The organism is Pseudomonas sp. REP124 (genome assembly GCF_020164475.1).
In the GTDB taxonomy this organism is placed as follows: Bacteria; Pseudomonadota; Gammaproteobacteria; order Pseudomonadales; family Pseudomonadaceae; genus Aquipseudomonas.
The window spans coordinates 54506-78532 of record NZ_JAIQWX010000009.1; the positions used below are offsets into that span (position 1 = coordinate 54506).

The following is a 24027-nucleotide window of genomic DNA, read 5'->3' on the forward strand; positions in this document are numbered from 1 at the left end:
CCTTAAACCGGCATCTGCATGATGTCTTGGTAGGCCTGAACCAGCTTGTTGCGCACCTGGGTCAGAGCCTGGAAAGACACGCTGGCCTTCTGCGAGGAAATCATTACGTCAGTCAGGTCCACGCCGCTCTTGCCGATCTCGAAGGCACTGGCGAGCTGGCTGGAAGCCTGCTGTGTGTCATTCACTTTATTGACGGCCTGACCGAGCATGTCGGAGAAGCTGCTGCCATTCAGTTCAGGGACGGCGGCAGTCGATTTCGGCGCAGACATGGCGTCCATTTGCATGGCACGCATATCCAGCATCAACCGATTGAATTCAATACCTTGGCTCATGATCTACTCTCATTGGCGGCCCGCAATTTTTTGACGCTCACTCGGCGGGTAGTGGGGTGTTAGCAACAAGGGTGCCAGCTCAGTGGCCTCGAGGAATAATCTGTAGGAGCGAGCTTGCTCGCGATGGATGCAATGACACCGTGGGGCAACAGACAGCCAGCGTTATCGTTGACGACCATCGCGAGCAAGCTTGCTCCTACAGGGGGTTGGGGTGGGCCATTAAGTGGCGAACAAGTAGGCTTCCACGTCCATGCCCGCATCGCGCATCTGCGCCAGCTTGTAGCGCAGGGTGCGCGGGCTGATGCCCAGGCGTTCGGCGGCTTCCTTGCGACGGCCGCGTTCGGTGCGCAGGGTGTCGATGATCATCTGGAACTCGCGGCGACGCAGGTCGTCACCCAGAGCGCCGGCCGATTCAGCTTCGACCTCCACAGGGCGCGCAGGCGTGGCGACTGGTGGCGAAACCGGCAACGGCGCACAGGCAATCGGGCCGGTCAGGCAGAAATCCTGCGGCTGAATCAAACCGCCCTGCTGCAGGATCAACGCGCGCTGAATCGCGTTATCCAGCTCGCGCACATTGCCCGGCCACGGATAACCGACGAGACAGGCCTGCGCCTGCGGCGACAATCGCGCGGCAGCGTGCTTCATTTTATTGACGTGTTTGGTCAGCAGACGCTCGGCCAGCGGCAGGATATCGGCGGTCCGCTCACGCAGCGGTCGCCAAGCCAGCGGAAACACCGACAGACGATAGTAAAGGTCTTCACGGAAACGCCCCGCCGCCACCTCCGCAGCCAGGTCCCGGTTGGTGGTCGCCACCACGCGAATATCCAGGGTGATCGGCTTGCGCGCCCCTACCCGCTCGACCTCACGCTCCTGCAGCACGCGCAGCAGCTTGGCTTGCAAACCAAGAGGCATTTCGGAGATTTCGTCGAGCAGGATGGTCCCGCCATCGGCCTGTTCGAACTTGCCGGCCTGCGCCGCGATGGCACCGGTGAACGAGCCCTTCTCATGACCGAACAGTGTGGCTTCGAGCATGTTGTCCGGGATCGCCGCGCAGTTGATCGCAATGAAGGGCTGGCTGGCGCGATGGGAATGCTGGTGAATGTAGCGTGCCAGCACTTCCTTGCCGGTCCCGGACTCGCCGGAGATCAACACCGTGGAATCGCTGCGGGCCACCCGCGCCGCCAGCTCCAGCAACTGCGCACTGGCAGGCTCGAAGGCCACCGGCCCTTCGTTGTCGACGGCGCCAAGACTGCCGAGCGCATGGCGCGCGACCAGATCGAGCAAGGCCTTGGGCTCGAACGGCTTGACCAGATAATCCGCCGCGCCCTGGCGCATCGCATCCACGGCCCGCTCCACCGCCCCGTGGGCCGTCATCAGCAGCACCGGCAGTTGCGGCTGCCGCGCTCGCAGCAGGCCGAGCAGTTGGTGACCATCCATGCCCGGCATGTTGACGTCGCTGACCACCAGATTGAATGCCTCGGCCTCGACCGCCGACAGCGCTTCTTCCGCCGAACCGACGGCCTTGTAATCGTGTCCCGCGAGCAGCAGCGTATCGGTCAGTGCTTCGCGTAGAGCGCGGTCATCCTCGACCAGTAAAACCTTGATGCCCATGACGTTCACTCCACTCCTTGAGCGTTACGTGATTCATCGCAAAACAGCGGCAGGATCACCTGCGCGCAAGTCCCGCGCCCCGGCCGCGAGCGCAACTGCAACGCGCCCTGATGCGCACGGGCAACGGCGTGGACCACGGTAAGGCCGAGCCCGGTCCCATTGGCCTTGGTGGTGAAAAACGGTTCGCCGAGACGCGCCAGCACAACGCTGTCGATGCCGCTGCCGCTGTCGCTGACACACACCCGCAACTGGTTGTCGCGGGTATACAGATGCACCTTCAGGCGCACGTCACGACTGCTGGCCTGCACGGCGTTTTCGATGAGATTGAGCAAGGCGCCGACGAGGGTGTCGCGATTGCACAGCAACTCGCCGGCATGGCTGTCGCACTGCCAGCGAATGGACAGGTCCAGCACATGGGGCAGCGCCGCCGCTTGCAGCGACTGCATCAACTGTTTGGGGGTGACGCGGTCAGTCAGCGGCAACTCGCCACGGGCGAAGACCAGCATGTCGCGCACCTGATGCTCCAGTTCGTGCAGGCGCTCCTTGAGGCGTCCGGCAAAACGTTGCTGGATGTCGACCGGCAGTTCCTGCTCAGTCAAATGACTGGCGTAGAGCAAGGCTGCGGACAGCGGCGTGCGAATCTGGTGAGCCAGCGAGGCGACCATGCGCCCCAGGGACGACAGGCGTTCGTGGCGAGCCAGTTGGTCCTGCAGGTGACGGGTTTCAGTCAGGTCGTTGAGCAATACCAGTTGTCCAGGCTCGGCATCCAGCGAGCGCGTGGCAATCGACAGACGCCGACCGTCCTTCAGGGAAACTTCGTGGCCGTCGTCGTCACGAGGCGCAAAGCAGCGGGTAATGACATGGCGCCACAACTCGCCTTCCAAAGGCAGGCCAAGCAGCTCACAAGCCGCGGGGTTTGCTTCGCGCACGATGCCTTGGGCGTCAATGACGATGACACCACCGGGCAACAGATCGAGGAGGTTTTGCAGACGGTTGGCCAGCCGTTCTTTTTCCGCCAGTTCCTGCATGCGCTGGGCACTGACCACCGCCAGCTCGCCCTTGAGCTCGGTCACCCGGGCTTCGAGCATGCTGTAGGAGCTGTTGAGCTGAGTGGACATCTGGTTGAACAGGGCGAACGCCTGCTCGAGGCCAAGCCGGCTTGCCTGCTCTACAGACGGAGGATGCCCATGGGCATCCCCAAAGGCATCAGAGACAGGAGAGATCTGGGCGGCTTGCGGCATCGTACTTTCTCGCTTGGCTGACCGTCAGTGAAACGGAACGTTGCGAGAGGCGTAGCAATACCCGTGCCTAAAAAAAACCGTTTATAAATGAAGCACTTGAAAAAAAGGCGTCAATCATCCGCCTGTTCATCACCGTCACGACGGCTCATGCCGTACTTGCGCATCTTCTCCACCAGGGTGGTGCGGCGAATACGCAGGCGTTCAGCCGCGCGCGCCACGATACCGTTGGCATCGTCCAGCGCCTGCTGGATCAGACCCTGCTCCAGGCCACCGAGGTAGTCCTTCAGATCCAGGCCTTCCGGCGGTAACAGCGCGCTGGCGGTGTAGTCCTGGTTGTGGCCGTTGATGGCGACGCGCTCTTCGAGATCGCTGCGCAGGCTGTCGACCATTTGCTCGTCTTCGTCATCGACGTAGCGGAATTTCTTCGGCAACTCGACCACGCCGATCACCCCGTACGGATGCATGATCGCCATGCGCTCCACCAGGTTGGCCAGCTCGCGGACGTTGCCCGGCCAGCCGTGACGGCACAGGGACATGATCGCCGCCGAGTTGAAGCGGATCGAACCGCGCTTCTCGTGCTCCATACGCGAGATCAGCTCGTTCATCAGCAGCGGGATATCCTCGACGCGCTCGCGCAGCGGGGCCATCTCGATCGGGAACACGTTGAGGCGGTAGTAGAGATCTTCGCGGAAGGTGCCGATCTCGATCATGCTTTCGAGATTCTTGTGGGTTGCCGCAATGATGCGCACGTCGACGCTCTGGGTCTTGTTGCTGCCCACGCGCTCGAAGGTGCGCTCCTGCAGGACGCGCAGCAGCTTGACCTGCATCGGCAATGGCATGTCGCCGATTTCGTCGAGGAACAGCGTGCCGCCGTTGGCCAGCTCGAAACGCCCGGCACGGCTGGTGATCGCACCGGTGAAGGCGCCCTTCTCGTGACCGAACAATTCGCTTTCCAGCAACTCGGCCGGAATCGCCCCGCAGTTCACCGGAACGAACGGTGCTTCGCGGCGCTTGGAGTGATAGTGCAGATTACGCGCGACCACTTCCTTGCCGGTACCGGACTCGCCCAGGATCAACACACTGGCGTCGGTATCGGCCACCTGCTGCATCATCTGACGGACGTGTTGAATCGCCCGGCTGGTGCCGACAAGGCTGCGGAAAAGGTTGGGTTCGCGATGGCGACCGCGCTCGCGGGCCTGGTCGTACATCTCGCGATAGACCTGGGCACGGTGCAGGGAATCGAGCAATTTGCTGTAGCTGGGTGGCATTTCCAGGGTCGAAAGCACACGACGACGCTGGTCTTCCGGCAGTTCGCTGGAAGAATTATCGCCCATCAGCAAAACAGGAAGGAACTCATCCCATGTCGAGAGTGTCTTTAACAAGCCCAACAAAGCGCCAGGAGCATTGACCGTCCCGATCAGGACACAGATCACTTCACGACTGGATGACAAAGAGCCGACAGCCTGCTGCCAATCATGGCTTCCGCAGGGCAAATTTTCTTCGCCGAGAAAATTCAAAATCACCGCCAGGTCGCGGCGGCGGACGCTATCGTCATCAATCAGCAGAATTTTGGTTTCACGCCACATGCAATAGCAACTTCCCTAGTCAACTCGATGCCCAAAATGCTGGGGCAAGCTAAACGCTTGCAGGCGAACTATGCCTGAAGACGACTGAAATCTGGAACAGCCACTAGTTAAGTCAAAAAACCGTGCACAGTCAAATTTATGGCGCACTATGTTTGGATTAACTGGCGTCAATTAACCAAACAGATGGTAAACCTTTGACGCCTTTTGTGCTTGATTGATCTGCGACATCTCATCGACGATTGCCTGGCGCTCGCCAATTGTCGCGGTCAGCAGGTCCTTGTACACCGCTAACAACCCCTCAAGATTGCTGCGCACCGCCTCTTCGTCGATCGGCGCTTCGCTCAGCACTTCCTCGACACACTCGCGACAGGTCGAATCCAGCTCGCCAATCGCATCCCAGTTACGCGCCGCCAAGGCATCGACCAGCGCTTCACGGGTTTCTTCAATTCGCCGCAGTGCTTGACTCATGACGTCATCCTCGGCCGTTAGGCCTGTGGGCTGGCAATGGCATCCCAACCGCTTTTAAGGGTTTCGAGCAAACCTGATACTTCGTCGATGATTGCCGCGTCGTTGTCGCGATTAGCTTCCATCAGGCGGTTCGCCATATAGGCGTACAAACTGTCGAGTTGCTGCACTGAAGACGGATCTTCGGTCTTCTCCGGGTTAAGCCCATCGCGCAGCCCGATGACGATGTCCACCGCCTTGCCCAGCATCAGCCCCTTGAGAGCGACATCGCCACGCTCCAGCGCGCCCTTGGCCTGGGCCATGCGGTCGAGCCCGCCTTCCATCAGCATCTGCACCAGACGATGCGGGTTGGCTTCAGAGATCTGAGCGTGCGAATTGACCTTCTGATATTGGCGAAGGGCTCTCATGGGGTTCATGTTTCTACCTCGGCAGACGACTGCTGAAAATGAATTGCTCTAACCATTATGTCGACGCAACAGCCCATAACTTTAACCAGTCGGCACACAATGAAAAACCCAGGCACTGTCTTTTCGACAAGCCTGGGTTTTTTGTGCCGGGGCGCTGTTAACTTTGTTTCGGGTTATTCAAGGCGTTCAACGTGGTCATGATGCTGTCGCTCTGCGCACGCAATTTGGCGACCAGCGAGTCCATCGCGTTGTATTTCGCGCTTAGACTGAGCTGCAATGAGGCAATCCGCTCGTTCAGCGCCGATTGCTCCTTGTTCAAATCCGTCAATGTATCGGCGAGGGATTTAGTGCGCTCCGCCAGCATTCCAGTGCTGGCCTTGGCGTAGGTGTCCGTGGCCGTGCCCAAACGCGTCAACAGACCGTCCTTGCCGCTGAAAATACTGCTGATGTCCGCGGCATTGGTTTCAATGGCTTTGGAGAAACGCTTGTCATCGATTACCAGCAGCCCAGTTTCGGATGAGGTACTGATACCGAACTCGGCCAGCGACTTCATGCTACCGGTGCCGGACAGCGCGTTCATCTCGTTGCGAATCGACGTGACTAGGCTGCGCATCATCGAATCCCCGGTCAGGGACGCGGCAACGGAAGTACCGTCGGCATTCTTGGTGACTTTGGTCTGCGCGTTGATCTCTTTCATCAATGCGTTATAGGTGTCGACAAAGCCTTTGACGCCGGACTTCAACGCCGGGGTACTGGTGCTCAATGTCAGCGTGGACGGCGTCGGTGCCCCCCCCCCGGTCGGCGTTGGCGAAACCGCCAGCAACTTGAGATTCACGCCGCTGATCGCGTCGGTAATTGTGTTGCTTTTGGAGATCAGTTCAGCACCGTTATCGATCTTGTACTTGGCATCTTTGGGCACCTCGATCACCGTTGAACCGGTGTTGATGCCCGAGTTGCCCGACATCGTCAAGTCTGAACCGACGCCCATGGCAGTGGAGGTAAGCACCAGCCGCGAGCCGGTGGAGTCGGTGAGGATGTTGGCGCTAAGCCCGGCAGTGGAGAACTGCGTGTTGATGCTTTCGCGCACTTCCTGCAGCGTCGCATTGGGCGGAATGCTGACGTCGAAGTTTTTCCCCGACTGCGAGATCGTCAGCGTAGTCGCCGTTGTGCCAGCATTGACGACGGACGTAGGACCATCCACGAATGTGCGGGTCGACAATTTCGATGCCGACGCCAACTGTGTGACCAATAACGAATAGGTGCCGCTGGACGCGCCTTTGCCCATTGTGACTGTGGCGACTTTTTCATCCGAAGACGTGGCCGACAAGCCACTGAAGCTGTTGTCGGTGCCCATGGTCGTCAGTGCACCACGGAAGGCATCCAGGGCTGCCTGAATCTTGCCGATCGATGACAGCGTGGTGGTCGCTTTCGCACTCTGAGTATCGATCTGTGCCTGCTTGGGCGCGCGCTGGGCATCCACCAAAGCTTTTACGATCGCTTGGGTATCGATATTTGAACCAATACCACTAACCGTTGAACCCGCCATCATCAATCTCCATATGCAGTGGCCGCTGCTTTACTGACGCAATGTGCGCCAGAGGGCAACAGCAACAAAATTCATGCCAGCTCAGACTTTGTCATCAAATAACAAGCTGCTTGCCTGGCTCAGGCTTTGTGCCAATTTCAACGCGGTTTCCGAAGGGATCTGGCGAATCACGTCACCACTTTCGGTGGCAATGACTTTGACCACGACTCGGCCGGTCGAATCGTCAATCGAAAAATCCAGCTGACGCTGGCTCGCTTGTACGAATTCGCGAATGTCGGTGACTGCCTTTTCCAACTCCTCACGCTTGCTCTCGGCAGAAGAGTCGGCAACGGCTTCAACTTTGGGTTGGCTGGCCCGCTCAGTCGGCGCGGCGGGGTGCAGCAGCGCTACCGGCGGATAAGACTGGTTCAACTTGACGCTCATGTCCATGTCCGATCTCCTCAATCAACGAAAAGACAAAAAGGGCACGTAAACGCGCCCTTCCGTCAATCACCTAGCGCCGATATTACTGAAGCAGCTTCAGTACAGCGGATGGCAGCTGGTTGGCTTGCGACAGGATCGCGGTGGAAGCCGATTGCAGTGTTTGTTGCTTGGTCAGCTCGGCAGTTTCAGCAGCGAAGTCCACGTCTTGCACGGTGCTGCGAGCAGCGGTGGAGTTCTTCTGGATGTTCTGCAGGTTGTCAACGGTAGTAGTCAGACGGTTTTGGGTAGCACCCAGACCCGAACGTACGCTGTCGATCGAACCGATGGCCTTGTCGATTACTGCCAGAGCGTTTTGCGCTTTGGTGGCATCAGTCACGTCGGTTTGAGCGATAGTGGTTTTGACCGACGAGGTATTACCCGCGCCGAACAAAGCAGTAGAACCAGCGCCGGTCATCGAGAAGCCTTTGGCCGAGTCCAGGTTGACAGCGCCGGTAGCGATAATGCCATCAGCCAAGGCCGCAGTGCCGCCGTAGGTGCCGGACCCGTTTTTAGTAGCGATGGTGATCGAACCAGCATCGGTCGAAGCGCTGAATGCGATGTTCTCACCCGAATCGGATTTGATCGACAGAGTGTCTTTGACCGAATCGTAGTTAACACTGATGCCCAGCTTCGCGGAGTTCGACTTCAACTGGTCAGCAAAGCTAGCTGTATCTTTCACGCCAACGAATGCGACGGCCGAGCCACCGATAGTCATGGTGAAGGAAGCAGGAGTGGTCGCAGCAGCCGCACCCACGGTGAATTGAGCTTCGGTGCTTGCAGTGGCGCTAAGGCCGCCCACGGCGCCGTTGAATTTCTGAGCAATGGATTTAGCCGACTCACCCAGAAGACCCGTAGTCAGCGTAACGGCTGCAGTCTGACCATTACCGGTGATGTTGACCACACCCCCTGCAAAACCAGCCGCAACCGGGACCAGCGAAGTGCTTTTCATTTGCTGCGAACCGATGTTGTTGGCCGCAACGTTGTCCAGGCTCAGGTTGATGGTTTCGTTAGCGTTGGCACCGACCTGAATGGCCTTGGTGCCGTACGAACCGTCGAGCAGTTTCTGGCCACCGAATGTGGTGGTTTGCGAGATACGGGTCAGCTCGGAAGTCAGAGCCTGGTATTCGTCGTTGTTCGACTTACGGTCGTCAGCGCTCAGGGAGCCGGTGGCCGAGGACAGAGCCAGGGTACGCATCTTTTGCAGAATGTCGGTCGAAGCCTGCATTGCGCCTTCAGCGGTTTGCGCGATGGAGATACCATCGTTGGCGTTCTTGACCGCTTGACCCAGACCGTTGATTTGGCTGGTCAGACGGTTGGCAATTTGCAGGCCGGCAGCGTCGTCTTTGGCACTGTTGATACGCAGGCCGGAGGACAGGCGCTGCATGGAAGTTTGCAAGGCGCCGCCGGCTTTGTTCAGGTTACCCTGAGTGCTGATGGAAGCGATGTTAGTGTTTACGGTTAAAGCCATGACGAAATCCTCGTTGGATGGATACTGCGGCTTCCGGCCTTGGCAACCGCCTGGTGTGGCCTAGAGAACCTACGTAATAGTTATCGTCGTGGTACCGGTTTGCTTGAGGGCTTTTTTTGATTTTTTTAATGGCAGCGTGCCAGCCCTTTATTTTCAAGGGTTTAGAGTCATAAAGTCGGCGCCAGAAAAACGAAAAACGCCCGGGAATGGAAATTCCCGGGCGTTTTTTCTGCCGCGGCGATCGAGTCGATCAACCGCGATAGAGAATCGCCGAACCCCACGAGAGGCCCACGCCAAAGCCGCTGATGGCGACGCGGGTCCAGGTGGAATCGAACACATGGTTCTGCAACAGCAGCGGAATGCTCGACGATACCGTGTTACCGGTTTCGAGCATGTCCTTGACGAACTTCTCCGGTTCGCCTTCTTCGAAGCGACGGGCCACGGCATCGACAATCGCCGCACTGCCCTGGTGAATGCAGAACGCATTGATGTCGCTGGCCTGCAGATTCGACTCGTCCAGCAGTTCATGTAAATGCGCCGGGACTTTCAACAGGGCGAAGTTGAAGACCTGGCGGCCGTTCATGAAGAACACGCCATCGGAGACTTTCAGGTGCGGTGCGCCGGAGCCATCGGTGCCGAACTTCGATTTGCCCAGCTGCCAGACGGCGTTTTCGCCCATCCAGGTCGCGGTGGCGGCATCGCCGAACAGCATGGTGGTGTTGCGGTCTTCCGGATCGACGATCTTCGAATAAGGATCGGCGGTGATCAGCAGGCCGTTTTTCAGCCCTGCCGCTTCCATGAAGCCCTTGATTGCGTAGAGGCCGTAGACGTAACCGGAACAGCCCAGGGAAATATCGAAAGCGGCGACATGAGTCGACAAGCCCAGTTTGTCCTGAACGATGGCAGCGGTGTGCGGCAATCCTTCTTCGTCACCGTTCTGGGTGACGACGATCAGGCAGTCAATGGCTTCACGCTTGAGTTCAGGATTGGCGGCGAACAACGCATTGGCTGCTTCGACACACAGATCGGAGGTTTCCTGATCAGCATCCATGCGTGGCAAAAACGCGGAACCGATCTTGCCAAGGATAAAGGTCTCGTCCTTGTCGAACTTTGCACCCTGGGCGTAGTTATCAACCCCGGCTGTCGGTACGTAACTCGCTATATTTTTTATGCCAATCATTTATGGCTTCCCAAATAATAAACAGCTGAACATCGCCGCTCGCTGAATCGAGGGCGTCTACAGTCGGGGCCTGGCCCCCAGAAGAGGCAACGTCGAGGCTCAAGGAACACCCTTGAACACCCCTCACACCTTCACCGCCCGCAGACAGGATACAGTGAAGATGCGCGTTTTGACTGACGGGTCACTCAGAGAGGGTCGCTTTATTTGATTTTGTGGTCCGGATCGCGCCCTGCCCCGCGCCGTTTCAGGCGAAAAAAGTGCAAAAAAAAGCCAACCCCCCTGTGACAGGGGCTGGCCGCGAGCGGTCAGGACCGACTCAAAGCTTGTTGAACAGGCTCAGCTGGGAAACTCGGGCGAACGCCAGCTGTGCGGCCTGTAGCATGGTCTGTTGCAGGGTCAGGCGGGTAAGGACTTCTGCAGGGTCCGCCTCCCGGATCGAAGATTGCGTAGACGTGTTGATAAGCCCGGAACTCTGAATCGAATCACGCTGCATATCCATTACGTTGCCCCGAGCACCGATAGCCCCTCGCGCCAGGTCAACCTGGTTTTTGGAGTTGCTCAGGTTCGCAATGGACGAAGCGATCACGTTTTGCAGATTTCGTTGTGCTGCCAGATCCCCGGCAGTCGGGGTTTCCAGCGCCTTACGCAACTGGCTGACGGTATCGAGAACGTTCTGCGTCTGGTGCGTATTGACCGAGATATCGAACTGATCACCAGCAGCAGGAGTTGGCGGCGTGCCGCCCAAGGTAAAGCTGACACCGGCCGCAGTGGCCACACCGGCTGTCACGACTCCGGTGGTGACCGGCGTACTGCTACTGGTCAATGGCCGCGCATAAAGCTCGAAGGTACCGGGGCCGGTGAACTTCAATACAGCGCCACCCTCCGGGAAGAAACTCTTGTAGTCGGCCGCATTGGTCACCGAAGTCTGAGTGATCACAGCAGTCGAGGTATTACCCGGAGCACGAGTACTGGTGAAGCTGTCCGGCTTTGCCGCCAGCTGGAAGCTGTGACCGGCGATGACGGCATCGGCGTTGGCCGGCGTGTCACCCGCCTGGTAAGTGATATCCAGCGCAAAGGTCACACCGCGAAAACTGATATCGGAGCCATCCTTGTTATCCGGATCAAATTTTCCTCCACCGCTAGCCTCGGCAGTCACATCATTGCCCAAGGCATCAGTGATCACGTATTGCGTACTGCTGGTGAACGACAGAGTGTATGGCTGTCCATTACGGAAATTTGCATCGAAGGCCGGGCCGGAATTTACCAGCCCTTGGGACACGGATACCCGCCCATCATCCACCGCCGGGGCCGTCATGGTGGTCGAACTGCGGGCGGCGTTGATGGCCTGCTGGAACACATCCCAACCAGTATCGTTCAAGCCCAGAGACATCGATTCGCCGATCTTCAGTTCAATCTGTGTCTGATCACCTTGATAGCTGTAGGTGCCGTCACTGTTACGGACAAAGGGCTGGGTGTTATTACTGGCACCGGCGAAGATGTACTTGCCGTTCGCGTCTTTGCTATTCATCAAACTGAGCAGTTGCTCTTCAGCCTGAGCGACTTCTGCACCGATAGACTTGCGATCATCATCGTTCAATGAAGCACCACCAGCCCGCACCGCCAGCTCACTGACCTTTTGCAGCACGGTATTGATGCTGTCCAACACACTTTCTTCCTGCGCCTGAGCGGTGCTCAATGCACTGATGTTAGTGGTGTACTGACCCAGCATTGCCTTCTGCTGCTCCAATTGCAGCAACCGTGCGGCACCGACCGGATCATCCGCGGCTGTCGCAACCTTGATGCCACTGCTGGCCTGCTCGGCGGTTTTCATCACGTTGGTCATATTGCGAGAATAGTTCGCCGCCGTCGTGGCGTAATACTGTGCTGTAGAAATACGCATGTTCTACGGCTCCTTAAAGGGCATTGATCAAGGTGCTGAAAATTTCCTGCGCAGTCTTGATGATCTGCGAAGAGGCCGTGTAGTACTGCTGATACTTGGTCAGGTTGCCCGCTTCTTCATCGAGGTCGACACCCGACAGCGAATCACGGGCGTCGCGAGCGCTGGTATTGATGGTCTGGGTGGCCGTGGCATCCAGCTGGCCTTGCTTGGTCAGCGAACCTACGGTGGTCACAAGCCCGCCGTATGCGTCGGTGAAGCTGACGCCCGGGCTGGTGGCACTGGCACCGACGGTGGCCTTCGATTGCAGACCGAGCAGCGCCTGGGCGTTGCGGTTATCGGTGCTGTCGGCAGCCGTCATGTTGATGTTGAAGCTGTCACCCGACGCCGGACTGCCGCTGATGGTCATTCCCACACTGAACGTCTGCGCGTTGCCACCGGCATCGGTGTACGGCACGTTGATGTTCAGGTCGTTGTCCTGGCCAGGCACGATGCTGCCGGTGCCGATGCTGTTGCCCTTGGAGTCGAATACTTCATAGGCGCTGGCACTGGTCATCACCATACGAACCGGCATCGATGCCTTGACGGCGTTCTGCACTTCCAGACGCTGTGCCGGATTGTAGATATCCAGAATGGTCTTCAGGGTCGGTTGACCGACCGCGCCGGTACCGTCGTTGCCCGAAGCCTTGGTCGACGTCAGCGGCGCGGACGTGGCCAGAGTCTTGGTGTCGGTCATGACCGTGGTCATGTCCGCGGCGGAACTGCGGGTCGGGGTGATCTTGAAGCTGTCGCCGGCAGCGACGGTGCCGGAGTTGATGCTCAGGCTGAAACCATCGATGACCGGATCGGCGGCCGGCGGCGTGGCGAAGGCGAAGTTGCCCATATCGGTGTTGTCCGACAGGCGACGCACGTTGTAGCCGGTGGCGGTGATGGTCACCTGATAGTCACTGGCCTGCACCTTGCTGGTGTCCTGGATAGTGACGTTCAGGTTGCCGGAAGCCGGGTTGTTGTTGCCGTTGGCGATGCTGCGCTGACTGATGGCCGCCGCACTGTTGATGTTGTTGAACAGGGCCGCGCCAAAATTGCCGTTCTGGTCCAGGCCCTGGCCCAGCTGCTTGTTGACCTGATCTGCCACGACCATGGCGATACGACCCAGGCCGTTGACCGCAGGCGTCAATACTTCGTTGCGATAACGCACCAGACCGCCCATCTCGCCGCCGCTCATCACATTGGTGATGTCGATCGACGAGCCGTTGCGATCCATGATGATCGCGGAACGGGTCGGGTCAGCCGGATCCGGCGCCACGCGCAGCTTATTGACGGTATCGCCCACCACCAGTGGCTGGCCGCTGCCCAGGTAGATATCCAGGCGACCCTCGGTCTCGGTCACCTGAGTGCCGACCAGCTCGCTGAGCTGGCGCACGGTTTCGTTGCGCTGGTCCAGCAGTTCGTTGGGCGTGCCGCCCGAGCCGCTGACTTCGGCGATTTTCTTGTTGTAGGCCGCAACGGTCGACGCCAGTTTGTTGACCTGGTCGGCCATCGAGCCCAATTGATCGTTGATGTAGGAATTTTGCTGGGTCAGTTGCTTGGAAATCGCATTGAAGCGACTGCTCAAGCCCTGGGCATTGGTCAGCAGCGCCTGACGCGCGGCATTGTCGTTGGAGTTGCCGGCCAGGGTTTGCAGGGACGAGAAAAACGCCTGCAGGGACTTGGTCACACCGGTGCCGCTGTCGGACAGCAGCTTGTCGACCTGAGTGGCCTGCCCCAGATAAGCCTGGGCATCGCTGTTGAGCGATGTGGTGGTCTGCAACTGCGAATCAAGGTAGCTGTTGTACACCCGACGCACATCGGCCAGCGTGGTGCCGGTACCGATGAAAACATTGCCGTACTGAATCGAGTTCTTGCTGTTCTGTACGGTTTGTTGGCGCGAGTACCCGACGGTATCGACGTTGGAAATGTTGTTACCTGTGGTCACCAGGGACGCACGGCTAGCGGACAGACCCGACATTCCGATGTTGAGCAAACTCATGATTCAGACCTTATACCTTGTGTCTTTATAGAGGCGTCGTGGACGCGCCCGCCGCGGCGTAGTTTTGGTAACTCGTCATTTGCCTGGCTATCTGCGAAATCTTGTTCGCGTACTGCGGGTCGGTGGCGTAACCGGCCTTTTGCAGTTCGCGTACAAACTGTTCCGGGTTATCGGCCGACTTCACGACATCTTGATAGCGATTGTTGGTTTGCAGCAGCGTTACAAGGTCATGGAAGCTGTCCTTGTAAGAATCGTAGGAGCGGAACTCGGCCGTCTCCTTGACCATCTGGCCATTTCTGAATTCGCTGGTGATCGCTCGCGCCGAATCACCTTGCCAACTGTTGCCGGCCTTGATGCCGAACAGGTTGTGACTGCTGCTGCCATCCTGGGCACGCATGACCGATTTGCCCCATCCGGTTTCCAGCGCTGCCTGAGCCACCAGGTAACGCGGATCGACGCCGATGCGGTCGGCGGCTTCCTTGGCCATCGGCAGCATGGTGTTGACGAATTCGTCGGCGGAGCTGAAGGCCTTCTTCGGTGGCGCCAGGGGAATCTGCGCAATCGCGCGACCCTGAATCGTCAGCGGACCGTTCGAGGCGGCTTGCGCCTGGGCCAGCCAGTCGCCGTTGTACAGAGGGCCGGAGCCGGTGCTCGCCAGACGCTCCGGCAGTGGTGATTTGTTGACCGCCGGAGTATTGGCAGTAGTGGCTGCCGAAGGCACCAGACCGGCCAACAGGCGATCGGCCAATTTCGGCGGCAAGGCCAGTCGGCGCTGGTTGATCAACTCCATGTCATTACGGTGCGTGCCCTCGCCGGTTGGCGCACTGACAGAACGCGAAGCCCACAGTGGACGCTCGCCATTGACCCGCGACAGCGGACCGTTGACGGCCACGGTGCCGGCGGCGATCGGGGTTTGCGCAGCAGCTTTCGCGGCTTCCTGCTTGGCGGCGGACAAGGTCGCAGCCTCGCCCGGTGCCAGCGGTTTATTCTTCGACATCTGGCGCATCAGCACGTCCGCAAGGCCAATACCGCCGCCTTCGCGAGACATGGAAACGGCCAGTTGCTGGTCGTACATTTCCTGATACTGCTTGGCTTCAGGGGTATTGAGCGGGTTGTCCTTGCCCAGCGCTTCGGTGGCCGAGCGCATCGACTTGAGCATCTCGCCAAGGAACAGCGACTCGAACTCCTGCGCCACCTTGCGCATGTTCGCGTCGCTGTTCTTGTCGCCGACCTTGAGCTGGTTCAATCGATTCAGGTCGGAAAACGAGCCGGAATCGCTGCTGCTGATCCGGCCGCTCTTGTACATATCCATGTCGGTCGTCCTCAGATCACGATCAGGTCGGCTTGCAGCGCGCCGGCCTGTTTCAGTGCTTCGAGGATCGCCATCAAGTCACCTGGCGCCGCGCCGACCTGGTTCACCGCACGCACGATTTCGTCGAGGGTGGTCCCGGGGCCGAACTTGAACATCGGTTTGGCTTCCTGCTGGGCGTTGACCCGCGAGCGCGGCACCACGGCCGTCTGCCCGTTGGACAGCGGGCCCGGCTGGCTGACGATCGGGTCTTCGGTGATGGTCACGGTCAAGCTGCCGTGAGTCACGGCGGCCGGCGAAACCTTGACGTTCTGGCCGATCACGATGGTGCCGGTACGGGAGTTGATGATGACTTTCGCCACCGCCTGACCCGGATCGATCTCGAGGTTTTCCAGCATCGACAGATAGTCGACGCGCTGGCTCGGATCCAGAGGCGCGGTGACGCGAACCGAGCCGCCATCGATGGCCTGGGCTACGCCAGGGCCGAGCATGTCGTTGATCTTGTCGACGATGCGCTTGGCCGTGGTGAAGTCGGAGCGGTTGAGGTTCAGTGTCAGGCTGTTGCCCTGGTTGAAGCCGCTCGGTACTGCGCGTTCCACCGATGCACCGCCAGGGATGCGACCGGCCGACGGCACGTTGACGGTGATCTTCGAACCGTCGCGACCTTCGGCGTCGAAACCACCGACCACCAGGTTGCCCTGGGCCACGGCGTAGACGTTGCCGTCGATACCCTTGAGCGGTGTCAGCAGCAGCGTACCGCCACGCAGGCTCTTGGAGTTACCGATGGAGGAAACGGTGATGTCGACCTGCTGGCCGGGTTTGGCGAACGCCGGCAGATCGGCACTGATCGATACCGCCGCGACGTTTTTCAACTGCACGTTGCCCGATCCCGGCGGCACCTTGATGCCGAACTGCGAGAGCATGTTGTTGAACGTCTGCAGGGTGAATGGCGTCTGGGTCGTCTGGTCACCGGTACCGTTAAGCCCGACCACCAGGCCGTAACCGATCAACTGGTTGGAACGTACGCCGGAAATGCTGGCGATGTCCTTCAGGCGTTCGGCCTGGGCATTGAAAGCCGCCGACAACAGAACGGCGGCCATCATGAGACTTCTGAAATTCATCATGCTCAACTGGAAAGCCACCTAGAAAGGGAACAACGGGCTGAGGAAGAAACGGTCGAACCAGCCTGGCTGACTCGCATCGGCAAACGAACCGGTACCCGAATAGGTGATGCGCGCGTCGGCCACACGGGTCGAGGACACGGTGTTGTCGGTGGCGATGTCATCGGCACGAACCAGACCGGCAATGCGTACCAGCTCGTCACCGGTGTTGAGGGTCATCCACTTCTCGCCGCGTACCGCGATGATGCCGTTGGGCAACACATCGGCCACGGTCACGGTGATCGAGCCGGTCAGAGTGTTGCCTTGCGCAGCCTTGCTGTCACCCTTGGTCGCGCGGTCGCCTTCATAGCCCGCTTCCAGACTAAGGTCGCCACTGCCAAACGGGTTATTGGTGCTTGGGGTAGAGCCGAACAGCGAGCTCAGTCCGATGTTGGCCTTGCTGTTCTTGCCAATCTGCGAGTTGGCGTTTTTGCTGGCCTGGGTCCTCTCGTTCAAGGTGATGGTGATGATGTCACCGACCCGGAACGCCTTGCGGTCGCTGTAGAGATTCTGTTCGAACCCGGCCTGATAGATCGAGCCGTTGTTCGCGGCAGCCGGCAGCGGTGTGCGCGGCAGCACCGGGGCGTAGTAAGGATCATTGGGCTTGGGCGTCGGAGCGACGCAACCTGCAAGCGCGGTGATCCCACTCAATGCCATAACAGAGACGAAGCGTTTCATGACCCTTACCTCACGGTGTAGCAGGCGGCCGGGGGACCGCCTTGTAGACTGATTACAGATTCTGCGTAACGAACGAGAGCATCTGGTCGGCGGTGGAGATCACCTTGGAGTTCATCTCGTAGGCGCGCTGAGTGGTGATCATGTTGACCATCTCTTCAACGGTGCTGACGTTGGAGGTTTCCAGGGTGTTCTGCAGCGTGGTGCCGAAACCGGCCAGGCCAGGAGTACCCACTTCCGGCGCGCCACTGGCACCGGTTTCCAGGAACAGGTTGCTACCCACGGCCTGAAGACCGGCCGGGTTGATGAAGTCGGCGGTCTGCAGGTTGCCGATCACCTGGGAAGCCGGGTTGCCGGCGGTGGTGATGGACACGGTGCCGTCCTTGCCGACGGTGAATGTCTGGGCATCGTTCGGAATGACGATGGCCGGCTGCAGGGCGAAACCGCTGGCGTTGACGATCTGGCCGTTGGAATCCAGGTGGAAGGTACCGTCACGGGTGTAGGCCGTGGTGCCGTCCGGTTGCAGGATCTGGAAGAAACCGCGACCGTCGATGGCCATGTCCAGCGGCTGTTCGGTGGTTTGCAGGCTGCCGGCGTTGAAGTTTTTCTGGGTGCCGACGATGCGCACACCGGTACCCACTTGCAGACCCGACGGCAGTTCGCTGTCCTGGGTCGACTGGGCGCCTGGCTGACGCTTGATCTGGTAGAGCAGGTCCTGGAACTCGGCGCGATCGCGTTTGAAACCCGTGGTCGACACGTTGGCCAGGTTGTTGGAAATGGTGGTCAGGTTGGTGTCCTGGGCGGACAGACCGGTTTTGGCAACCCATAGAGCCGGAAGCATTCAATTCTCCTCGTTCGCCTTTTTTACGGCGCGACGTTCTGATAATTAGCTGATCTGCAAGACGCGAGCCATGGCCTGGTCGTCTTCTTTGGCGGTGTTCATCATCTTGACGTGCAGTTCGAACTGCTTGGACAGGGCCAGCACCGAGGTCATCTCGTCCACGGCATTGACGTTGCTCGACTCGAGGAATCCCGACACCAGTTTGACGTTGGCATCGGCCTGCGCCGGCTGGCCGTCCTTGGTGTGGATCGAACCGTCCAGGCCCTTGGTCATGTTCTTGAAGTCCGGGTTGACCAGCTTGATGCGGTCGACTTCGGCCATGACCCGTGGGTCCTCGCCCATCGAGCGGATGCTGATGGTGCCGTCTTCACCAACTTCGATCTGCTGCTGGGGCGGCACGGCGATCGGGCCGCCGTTGCCGATCACCGGCATGCCGTTGCCGGCGCGCAATACGCCCAACGCATCGACCACCAGACTGCCGGTGCGCACATAGCTTTCACCGCCATCAGGGTTCTGCACTGCCAGCCAGCCATTGCCTTGCACGGCAACATCCAGATCACGACCGGTTTCCACCAGGGAGCCCGGAGTGAAGTCGGTGGCAGGGCGCTCGGACATGGCAAACGCACGCGCCGGAAAGCTGTCGCCGAACACCGGCATCGAACGCGCCTGCTCCAGGTCTTTCTGGAAACCGTTGGTGGAGATGTTCGCCAGGTTGTTGGCATGAGCCTTTTGCGCCAGTGCATTCTGGCTGGCGCCGGTCATTGCCACATAAAGGTACTTGTCCACAATCTATCCTCTGCCTGCCGGACGTTTGCCGCCCACTGCTGTACTGATCAGCCATAAGCAATTTGCAGACCAACTTGGTTTTCGTGGCGTAAGGTGCGGGAAACAAAGGGGTTGGGAGAGTTTGTGAGGATTTTCAGGAAAGGCTGAAGTCGAAAAACCGGCGGTGTCATGCCGGTAAGAGGCAAAACATGGAACGACTCACTCCCTGTGGCGAGTGGGCTTGCCCCCGTTGGGTTGCGAAGCAGCCCCAAAAGATGGGACTGCTGCGCAGACCAACGGGGGCAAGCCCACTCGCCACAGAGCAATCAGCCGTTGTCTTTGCCGACATCGTACTCACGCAACTTGTTGGCAATGGTGGTATGGGAAACCCCAAGGCGCTTGCCCAATTGCCGGCTGCTCGGATGCTCGGAATACAGGCTTTCCAGCACCGCTTTCTCGAACCGGCCGACGATCTCGTCCAGCTTGCCCTCCAGCGAAAAATCCCCCAAAGGCTGGCGCACACCGTAGTCCGGCAGTCGAATGTGTTCGGCCTTGACGGTCCCGCCATCGCACAGGGAAACCGCCTGAAACAGCACGTTTTCCAACTGCCGAACATTGCCCGGCCAGTGGTAATGACTGAGCCGATCCATGGCCGCCGGCGCCAGTTTCGGCAGCGGGCAGCCAATCTGCCGACTGGCCTGATCGAGAAAGTGCTCCACCAGCGGCGGCAAACCGTCGAGGCATTCGCGCAGTGGCGGGATGTGCAGTGACAGCACATTCAGGCGGTGATACAGGTCCTGTCGAAACTCGCCGCGGGCGCACAGTTCGGACAGGTCGACCTGGGTCGCACAAATCACCCGCACATCGAGATAGACCTCTTCATCGCTGCCGACCCGACGGAAGCATCCGTCCTGCAGAAAGCGCAGCAGTTTCACTTGCAGGCGCGGGCTCATCTCGCCGACACCGTCAAGAAACAGTGTCCCGCCCGCCGTCAGCTCCAGCAGCCCGAGCTTGCCCTCGGCCCGCGCCCCTTCGAATGCGCCGGGGCCATAGCCGAACAGCTCGGTCTCGGCCATGGACTCCGGCAACCCGGCACAGTTGAGCGCCATCAGCGGTGATTGCCCCCGGGGACTGGCCAGATGACAGGCCCGCGCCAGCAACTCCTTGCCGGTCCCGGTTTCGCCTTCTATTAATAGCGGCGCATCGAGAGGCGCCATGCGCCGGGCTTCACGCACCACCGAGGCCATCACCCTGGAGCTCTGGAAGATGCTGTCGAAGCCGCGCAACTCCTGCTTGCGCACGTTATAGATGCGCTCTCCTACCCGGTCGGCGCGGTGCAGCGTCAGCACCGCACCGGCCATGGCCTCACTGTCGTCGTGCTCCGATTGCAACGGCGCGATGTCGGCCAGGAATACATCGCCCTTGACCTTGACCCGCATGCCGTTGATCCGCGATTTGTTGGCGCGCACCAGTTCCGGCAGATCGAAATCTTCGGCATAGCGCGACAGCGGAATACCTGGCACTTCATCGACCCGCACCCCGAGCAACTGTGCCGCTGCGCGGTTAGCGGCAACGATGGAGCCGCCCATGTCGATCGACAACACTGGAAACTCCAGCGCGCCGAGCAAGGCATTGAGCTCCATGTGCCGACGTTCACTGGGCATCAGTCCTACGCGCTTGACGCCAAATACCCCGGCAATCGCCTCGAACTTGGGACGCAGGGCCTGGAACTGGATATTGATCAGGTTCGGACAGTGCAGGTAAATCGCATTGCCGTGCTCACCGCCCACCTCGCCGCGAGCGACGTTGATGCCGTACTCCACCAACAGGTTGAGGATGTCGCGCAGGATGCCGATGCGGTTCTGACAGTGGACTTTGATACGCATGAAAGAGCCCGAACAGTGATGAAAGAGGCCCGTGCAGCGAAGATTTTCTGCAAGGGCACTCAGATAGTCGTCAAGATTATGTGACACCCGAAGCACTTTTCCTACCCGCCAATCGCGACACCTGCGCGACAAAGGGCTAAACGTAACGAAAACTTTACGATTTTTCGACTTTCTCTCCGCCAATCAACCTGCCTAACCGCTGCAAAGCCGAACGTCTTGGAGTATTTCTAAGTCCATAGCAGTACATAACAAGAACGAATTCCCTCGCAGGAGAGCTGTATGAAGCAGACGCAATACGTGGCTCGCGAGCCCGATGCGCATGGTTTTATCGACTACACCGCTGAAGAACATGCGGTGTGGAATACGCTGATCACTCGCCAACTGAAAGTGATCGAAGGGCGTGCGTGCCAGGAATACCTGGACGGTATCGAAAAGCTCGGTCTGCCCCACGACCGCATTCCGCAACTGGGCGAGATCAACAAAGTGCTCGGTGAAACCACAGGCTGGCAAGTTGCCCGCGTTCCGGCACTGATCCCCTTCCAGACTTTTTTCGAGTTGCTCGCCAGCAAGCAGTTTCCCGTGGCGACCTTCATTCGTACTCGCGAAGAGCTGGATTACCTGCAAGAGCCGGACATTTTCCACGAAATATTCGGCCACTGCCCGCTGCTGACCAACCCCTGGTTCGCGGAATTCACCCACACCTACGGCAAACTCGGCCTCAAGGCTTCCAAGGAGGAGCGCGTGTACCTGGCGCGCCTGTACTGGATGACCATCGAGTTCGGTCTGCTCGATACCCCGCAAGGCCAGCGCATCTACGGTGGCGGCATCCTGTCTTCGCCGAAGGAAACCGTGTACTGCCTGTCGGACGAACCCGAGCATCAGGCGTTCGACCCGCTGGAATGCATGCGCACTCCCTACCGCATCGACATCCTGCAGCCGCTGTACTTTGTCCTGCCTGACCTCAAGCGCCTGTTCGACCTGGCCCACGAGGACATCATGGGTATGGTCAAGCAAGCCATGCAGCTGGGCCTGCACGCGCCGAAATTTCCGCCAAAACCCAAGGCGGCGTGAACCGCTGCTTTTTTGATCAAGTGAGCCTGTCAGGAACTCTCGCTATGCTTTAGCGTGGTGACAGGTGATCGACTTCTCTTTTTCGATTTCAGGAATTCAACATGTCCACATTGAACCAAGCCCACTGCGAAGCCTGCCGCGCCGATGCTCCACAGGTCAGCGATGAAGAATTGCCGATCCTGATCAAGCAGATCCCGGACTGGAACATCGAAGTTCGCGACAGCATCATGCAGCTGGAAAAAATCTTCCTGTTCAAGAATTTCAAGCACGCCCTGGCGTTCACCAACGCCGTCGGCGAAATCTCCGAGGCCGAAGGTCATCACCCGGGTCTGCTGACCGAATGGGGCAAAGTCACCGTGACCTGGTGGAGCCACTCGATCAAGGGCCTGCACCGCAACGACTTCATCATGGCCGCGCGCACTGACGAAGTGGCCAAGGACGCCGAGGGCCGCAAGTAATGCATTTCGACGCCATCGGCCGAGTACCCGGCGACCCGATCCTCGGCCTGATGGAGGCCTATGCGCAGGACCCCAACCCGCGCAAGTTCGACCTCGGCGTGGGCGTCTACAAAGACGCCCAGGGCCTGACGCCGATTCCGCAATCGGTGAAGCTGGCCGAGGCGCGACTGATGGAAAATCAGACCAGCAAGATCTACATCGGCGGTCATGGTGATCCGGCATTCGGCAAGGTCATCAACGAGCTGGTGCTGGGCGCCGACTCGCCGCTGATCCGCGACAAACGGGCCGGCGCCACCCAGAGCCCGGGCGGCACCGGCGCGTTGCGCCTGAGCGCCGACTTCATCGCCCAGTGCCTGCCGGGCCGTGGCGTGTGGCTGAGCAATCCGACCTGGCCGATCCACGAAACCATTTTCGCGGCGGCCGGGGTCAAGGTCAGTCACTACCCCTACGTGGGCAGTGACAACCGCCTGGATGTAGAGGCGATGCTCGAAGTGCTCGACCAGGCGCCCAAGGGCGATGTGGTCCTGCTGCACGCCTGCTGCCACAACCCGACCGGCTTCGACCTGTCCCATGACGACTGGAAGCGCGTGCTGGATGTGGTGCGCCGCCGCGAACTGCTGCCCCTGATCGACTTCGCCTATCAGGGCTTCGGCGACGGCCTTGAACAGGACGCCTGGTCTACCCGCCTGTTCGCCGCCCAGTTGCCGGAAGTGCTGATCACCAGCTCCTGCTCGAAGAACTTCGGCCTGTACCGCGACCGCACCGGCGCACTGATCGTCTGCGCAAAAAACGCCGACAAACTGACGGACATCCGCAGCCAACTGGCCAACATCGCCCGCAATCTGTGGTCAACTCCGCCGGATCATGGCGCTGCGGTAGTGGCGACCATCCTCGGCGACCCGGAGCTGAAAAACCTCTGGATCGACGAAGTGGAAACCATGCGCCTGCGCATCGCCCAACTACGCAGCGGCCTGGTAGAAGCCCTGGAACCCCACGGCCTGCGCGAACGCTTTGCACACATTGGCGTGCAACGCGGGATGTTCTCCTACACCGGATTGACGCCGGAGCAGGTCAAACAACTGCGTGAGCATCACAGTGTTTACATGGTGGGCACGGGCCGGGCGAACGTGGCTGGGATCGATGCGACGCGGCTGGATCTGCTGGCCGAAGCCATCGCCACGGTCTGCAAGTAACACACATCAACTGTGGGAGCGGGTACACCCGAACAATGTAGGTCGGCTGCCAGGCCGCCATCGCTGGCAAGCCAGCTCCCACAGGTCCTGCGGCTGGCCCCCTAACAACTGTAGGAGCGAGCAGGTTCGCTCCCACAATTTCTCCCTTGCAAACCTGTATAGACAATCCCATCCGTCGAAACAAATGGATATAAAAGTCTATTTGTCATTTCCAGTGCTGTATCCTGCCGAGGCTTTTTTGAAAGCGCGGATCTACCAGATCTACCAACAGACTTAGCGAGGAGCGCAACCATGCACGAGATTCCTAATCTCCCCTTCCCAAGCCTGCACGAACCTGAGCAGACGACCACGCAACAAGCCGGTGCCCAACAGCCCGAGCCGAAAGAAGCCACTGACAGTCGCAAGGCTGACAGCGAAGACTGAAACACCCGCCGTACAGACCGTG

General features: G+C 59.4%; 23 protein-coding genes. 5 read left to right on the top strand and 18 right to left on the bottom strand.

Going from position 1 to position 24027, the window contains the following annotated elements; translation table 11 throughout:
• Window positions 1-2 precede the first annotated feature (2 nt).
• The 4 genes from fliE to K9857_RS04165 all read right to left on the bottom strand — a co-directional run bounded on the left by fliE (window position 3) and on the right by K9857_RS04165 (window position 4749).
• A complete protein-coding gene (fliE, locus tag K9857_RS04150; protein ID WP_056853024.1) occupies window positions 3-332 on the bottom strand; it encodes a flagellar hook-basal body complex protein FliE in 330 nt (109 codons plus the stop codon).
• Window positions 333-551: 219 nt separating this feature from the next.
• Window positions 552-1943 carry a sigma-54-dependent response regulator transcription factor FleR gene (fleR, locus tag K9857_RS04155; protein ID WP_224533619.1) on the bottom strand — a complete coding sequence of 464 codons (1392 nt, stop codon included), beginning with the start codon at window positions 1941-1943 and terminating at the stop codon, window positions 552-554.
• Window positions 1944-1948: 5 nt separating this feature from the next.
• Complete coding sequence (locus K9857_RS04160; protein WP_224533620.1) at window positions 1949-3184, bottom strand: sensor histidine kinase; 1236 nt, start codon at window positions 3182-3184, stop codon at window positions 1949-1951.
• A 110-nt stretch (window positions 3185-3294) separates the two neighbouring features.
• Complete coding sequence (locus tag K9857_RS04165; RefSeq protein ID WP_224533635.1) at window positions 3295-4749, bottom strand: sigma-54 dependent transcriptional regulator; 1455 nt, start codon at window positions 4747-4749, stop codon at window positions 3295-3297.
• Here K9857_RS04165 and K9857_RS04170 point away from each other — a divergent pair.
• The gene (locus tag K9857_RS04170) at window positions 4660-4848 is read left to right on the top strand and encodes a hypothetical protein (protein ID WP_224533637.1); all 189 of its coding nucleotides are present in this window, start codon (window positions 4660-4662) and stop codon (window positions 4846-4848) included. The two genes, K9857_RS04165 and K9857_RS04170, sit on opposite strands and share 90 nt — an antisense overlap.
• A gap of 93 nt (window positions 4849-4941) precedes the next feature.
• Here K9857_RS04170 and K9857_RS04175 read toward each other — a convergent pair whose 3' ends face one another.
• The 14 genes from K9857_RS04175 to K9857_RS04240 all read right to left on the bottom strand — a co-directional run bounded on the left by K9857_RS04175 (window position 4942) and on the right by K9857_RS04240 (window position 20860).
• On the bottom strand, window positions 4942-5238 hold the full coding sequence (locus K9857_RS04175; RefSeq protein WP_224533621.1) for a flagellar protein FliT: 297 nt from the start codon (window positions 5236-5238) through the stop codon (window positions 4942-4944).
• A 17-nt stretch (window positions 5239-5255) separates the two neighbouring features.
• Window positions 5256-5651 (bottom strand): flagellar export chaperone FliS, encoded by a 396-nt coding sequence (gene fliS, locus K9857_RS04180; RefSeq protein ID WP_224533622.1) that lies wholly within the window; start codon window positions 5649-5651, stop codon window positions 5256-5258.
• A gap of 148 nt (window positions 5652-5799) precedes the next feature.
• Complete coding sequence (gene fliD, locus K9857_RS04185; protein ID WP_224533636.1) at window positions 5800-7188, bottom strand: flagellar filament capping protein FliD; 1389 nt, start codon at window positions 7186-7188, stop codon at window positions 5800-5802.
• Between the two features lie 81 nt (window positions 7189-7269).
• Window positions 7270-7617, bottom strand: coding sequence for a flagellar protein FlaG (locus K9857_RS04190; RefSeq protein ID WP_224533623.1), 348 nt, complete (start codon window positions 7615-7617; stop codon window positions 7270-7272).
• A 76-nt stretch (window positions 7618-7693) separates the two neighbouring features.
• Window positions 7694-9118 (bottom strand): flagellin, encoded by a 1425-nt coding sequence (locus K9857_RS04195; protein WP_224533624.1) that lies wholly within the window; start codon window positions 9116-9118, stop codon window positions 7694-7696.
• A 250-nt stretch (window positions 9119-9368) separates the two neighbouring features.
• Window positions 9369-10298 carry a ketoacyl-ACP synthase III gene (locus tag K9857_RS04200; RefSeq protein ID WP_224533625.1) on the bottom strand — a complete coding sequence of 310 codons (930 nt, stop codon included), beginning with the start codon at window positions 10296-10298 and terminating at the stop codon, window positions 9369-9371.
• Between the two features lie 316 nt (window positions 10299-10614).
• Entirely contained in the window at window positions 10615-12198 is a 1584-nt protein-coding gene (locus K9857_RS04205; RefSeq protein ID WP_224533626.1) for a flagellar hook-associated protein 3, read from the bottom strand.
• Between the two features lie 13 nt (window positions 12199-12211).
• Window positions 12212-14224 (bottom strand): flagellar hook-associated protein FlgK, encoded by a 2013-nt coding sequence (flgK, locus tag K9857_RS04210; protein WP_224533627.1) that lies wholly within the window; start codon window positions 14222-14224, stop codon window positions 12212-12214.
• A gap of 25 nt (window positions 14225-14249) precedes the next feature.
• Window positions 14250-15536, bottom strand: coding sequence for a flagellar assembly peptidoglycan hydrolase FlgJ (flgJ, locus tag K9857_RS04215; protein WP_224533628.1), 1287 nt, complete (start codon window positions 15534-15536; stop codon window positions 14250-14252).
• Between the two features lie 11 nt (window positions 15537-15547).
• On the bottom strand, window positions 15548-16654 hold the full coding sequence (locus K9857_RS04220) for a flagellar basal body P-ring protein FlgI (protein WP_224533629.1): 1107 nt from the start codon (window positions 16652-16654) through the stop codon (window positions 15548-15550).
• A gap of 21 nt (window positions 16655-16675) precedes the next feature.
• On the bottom strand, window positions 16676-17371 hold the full coding sequence (gene flgH / locus K9857_RS04225) for a flagellar basal body L-ring protein FlgH (protein ID WP_224533630.1): 696 nt from the start codon (window positions 17369-17371) through the stop codon (window positions 16676-16678).
• 52 nt (window positions 17372-17423) lie between these two features.
• Window positions 17424-18209, bottom strand: coding sequence for a flagellar basal-body rod protein FlgG (gene flgG, locus K9857_RS04230; protein WP_224533631.1), 786 nt, complete (start codon window positions 18207-18209; stop codon window positions 17424-17426).
• A 45-nt stretch (window positions 18210-18254) separates the two neighbouring features.
• The gene (locus K9857_RS04235; RefSeq protein WP_175376829.1) at window positions 18255-18995 is read right to left on the bottom strand and encodes a flagellar basal body rod protein FlgF; all 741 of its coding nucleotides are present in this window, start codon (window positions 18993-18995) and stop codon (window positions 18255-18257) included.
• 305 nt (window positions 18996-19300) lie between these two features.
• On the bottom strand, window positions 19301-20860 hold the full coding sequence (locus tag K9857_RS04240; protein ID WP_224533632.1) for a sigma-54-dependent transcriptional regulator: 1560 nt from the start codon (window positions 20858-20860) through the stop codon (window positions 19301-19303).
• 279 nt (window positions 20861-21139) lie between these two features.
• Here K9857_RS04240 and phhA point away from each other — a divergent pair, with 279 nt between their 5' ends.
• The 4 genes from phhA to K9857_RS30250 all read left to right on the top strand — a co-directional run bounded on the left by phhA (window position 21140) and on the right by K9857_RS30250 (window position 24005).
• The gene (gene phhA / locus K9857_RS04245; protein WP_175376827.1) at window positions 21140-21931 is read left to right on the top strand and encodes a phenylalanine 4-monooxygenase; all 792 of its coding nucleotides are present in this window, start codon (window positions 21140-21142) and stop codon (window positions 21929-21931) included.
• A gap of 101 nt (window positions 21932-22032) precedes the next feature.
• Window positions 22033-22389 carry a 4a-hydroxytetrahydrobiopterin dehydratase gene (locus K9857_RS04250; RefSeq protein ID WP_095195740.1) on the top strand — a complete coding sequence of 119 codons (357 nt, stop codon included), beginning with the start codon at window positions 22033-22035 and terminating at the stop codon, window positions 22387-22389.
• Window positions 22389-23582: an amino acid aminotransferase gene (locus K9857_RS04255; protein ID WP_224533633.1), complete on the top strand. Its 1194-nt coding sequence runs from the start codon at window positions 22389-22391 to the stop codon at window positions 23580-23582. The genes K9857_RS04250 and K9857_RS04255 overlap by 1 nt, the downstream gene beginning before the upstream one ends.
• 291 nt (window positions 23583-23873) lie before the next feature.
• On the top strand, window positions 23874-24005 hold the full coding sequence (locus K9857_RS30250; protein WP_256345623.1) for a hypothetical protein: 132 nt from the start codon (window positions 23874-23876) through the stop codon (window positions 24003-24005).
• The last annotated feature ends 22 nt before the right edge of the window (window positions 24006-24027 follow it).

Excerpts from the sequence above, each read along its gene's own strand:
- fliE (WP_056853024.1), bottom strand. The coding sequence starts at position 332 with ATGAGCCAAGGTATTGAATTCAATCGGTTGATGCTGGATATGCGTGCC.
- fleR (WP_224533619.1), bottom strand. The coding sequence starts at position 1,943 with ATGGGCATCAAGGTTTTACTGGTCGAGGATGACCGCGCTCTACGCGAA.
- K9857_RS04160 (WP_224533620.1), bottom strand. The coding sequence starts at position 3,184 with ATGCCGCAAGCCGCCCAGATCTCTCCTGTCTCTGATGCCTTTGGGGAT.
- K9857_RS04170 (WP_224533637.1), top strand. The coding sequence starts at position 4,660 with ATGGCTTCCGCAGGGCAAATTTTCTTCGCCGAGAAAATTCAAAATCAC.
- K9857_RS04175 (WP_224533621.1), bottom strand. The coding sequence starts at position 5,238 with ATGAGTCAAGCACTGCGGCGAATTGAAGAAACCCGTGAAGCGCTGGTC.
- fliS (WP_224533622.1), bottom strand. The coding sequence starts at position 5,651 with ATGAACCCCATGAGAGCCCTTCGCCAATATCAGAAGGTCAATTCGCAC.
- fliD (WP_224533636.1), bottom strand. The coding sequence starts at position 7,188 with ATGGCGGGTTCAACGGTTAGTGGTATTGGTTCAAATATCGATACCCAA.
- K9857_RS04190 (WP_224533623.1), bottom strand. The coding sequence starts at position 7,617 with ATGGACATGAGCGTCAAGTTGAACCAGTCTTATCCGCCGGTAGCGCTG.
- K9857_RS04195 (WP_224533624.1), bottom strand. The coding sequence starts at position 9,118 with ATGGCTTTAACCGTAAACACTAACATCGCTTCCATCAGCACTCAGGGT.
- K9857_RS04200 (WP_224533625.1), bottom strand. The coding sequence starts at position 10,298 with ATGATTGGCATAAAAAATATAGCGAGTTACGTACCGACAGCCGGGGTT.
- K9857_RS04205 (WP_224533626.1), bottom strand. The coding sequence starts at position 12,198 with ATGCGTATTTCTACAGCACAGTATTACGCCACGACGGCGGCGAACTAT.
- flgK (WP_224533627.1), bottom strand. The coding sequence starts at position 14,224 with ATGAGTTTGCTCAACATCGGAATGTCGGGTCTGTCCGCTAGCCGTGCG.
- flgJ (WP_224533628.1), bottom strand. The coding sequence starts at position 15,536 with ATGGATATGTACAAGAGCGGCCGGATCAGCAGCAGCGATTCCGGCTCG.
- K9857_RS04220 (WP_224533629.1), bottom strand. The coding sequence starts at position 16,654 with ATGAATTTCAGAAGTCTCATGATGGCCGCCGTTCTGTTGTCGGCGGCT.
- flgH (WP_224533630.1), bottom strand. The coding sequence starts at position 17,371 with ATGAAACGCTTCGTCTCTGTTATGGCATTGAGTGGGATCACCGCGCTT.
- flgG (WP_224533631.1), bottom strand. The coding sequence starts at position 18,209 with ATGCTTCCGGCTCTATGGGTTGCCAAAACCGGTCTGTCCGCCCAGGAC.
- K9857_RS04240 (WP_224533632.1), bottom strand. The coding sequence starts at position 20,860 with ATGCGTATCAAAGTCCACTGTCAGAACCGCATCGGCATCCTGCGCGAC.
- phhA (WP_175376827.1), top strand. The coding sequence starts at position 21,140 with ATGAAGCAGACGCAATACGTGGCTCGCGAGCCCGATGCGCATGGTTTT.
- K9857_RS04250 (WP_095195740.1), top strand. The coding sequence starts at position 22,033 with ATGTCCACATTGAACCAAGCCCACTGCGAAGCCTGCCGCGCCGATGCT.
- K9857_RS04255 (WP_224533633.1), top strand. The coding sequence starts at position 22,389 with ATGCATTTCGACGCCATCGGCCGAGTACCCGGCGACCCGATCCTCGGC.
- K9857_RS30250 (WP_256345623.1), top strand. The coding sequence starts at position 23,874 with ATGCACGAGATTCCTAATCTCCCCTTCCCAAGCCTGCACGAACCTGAG.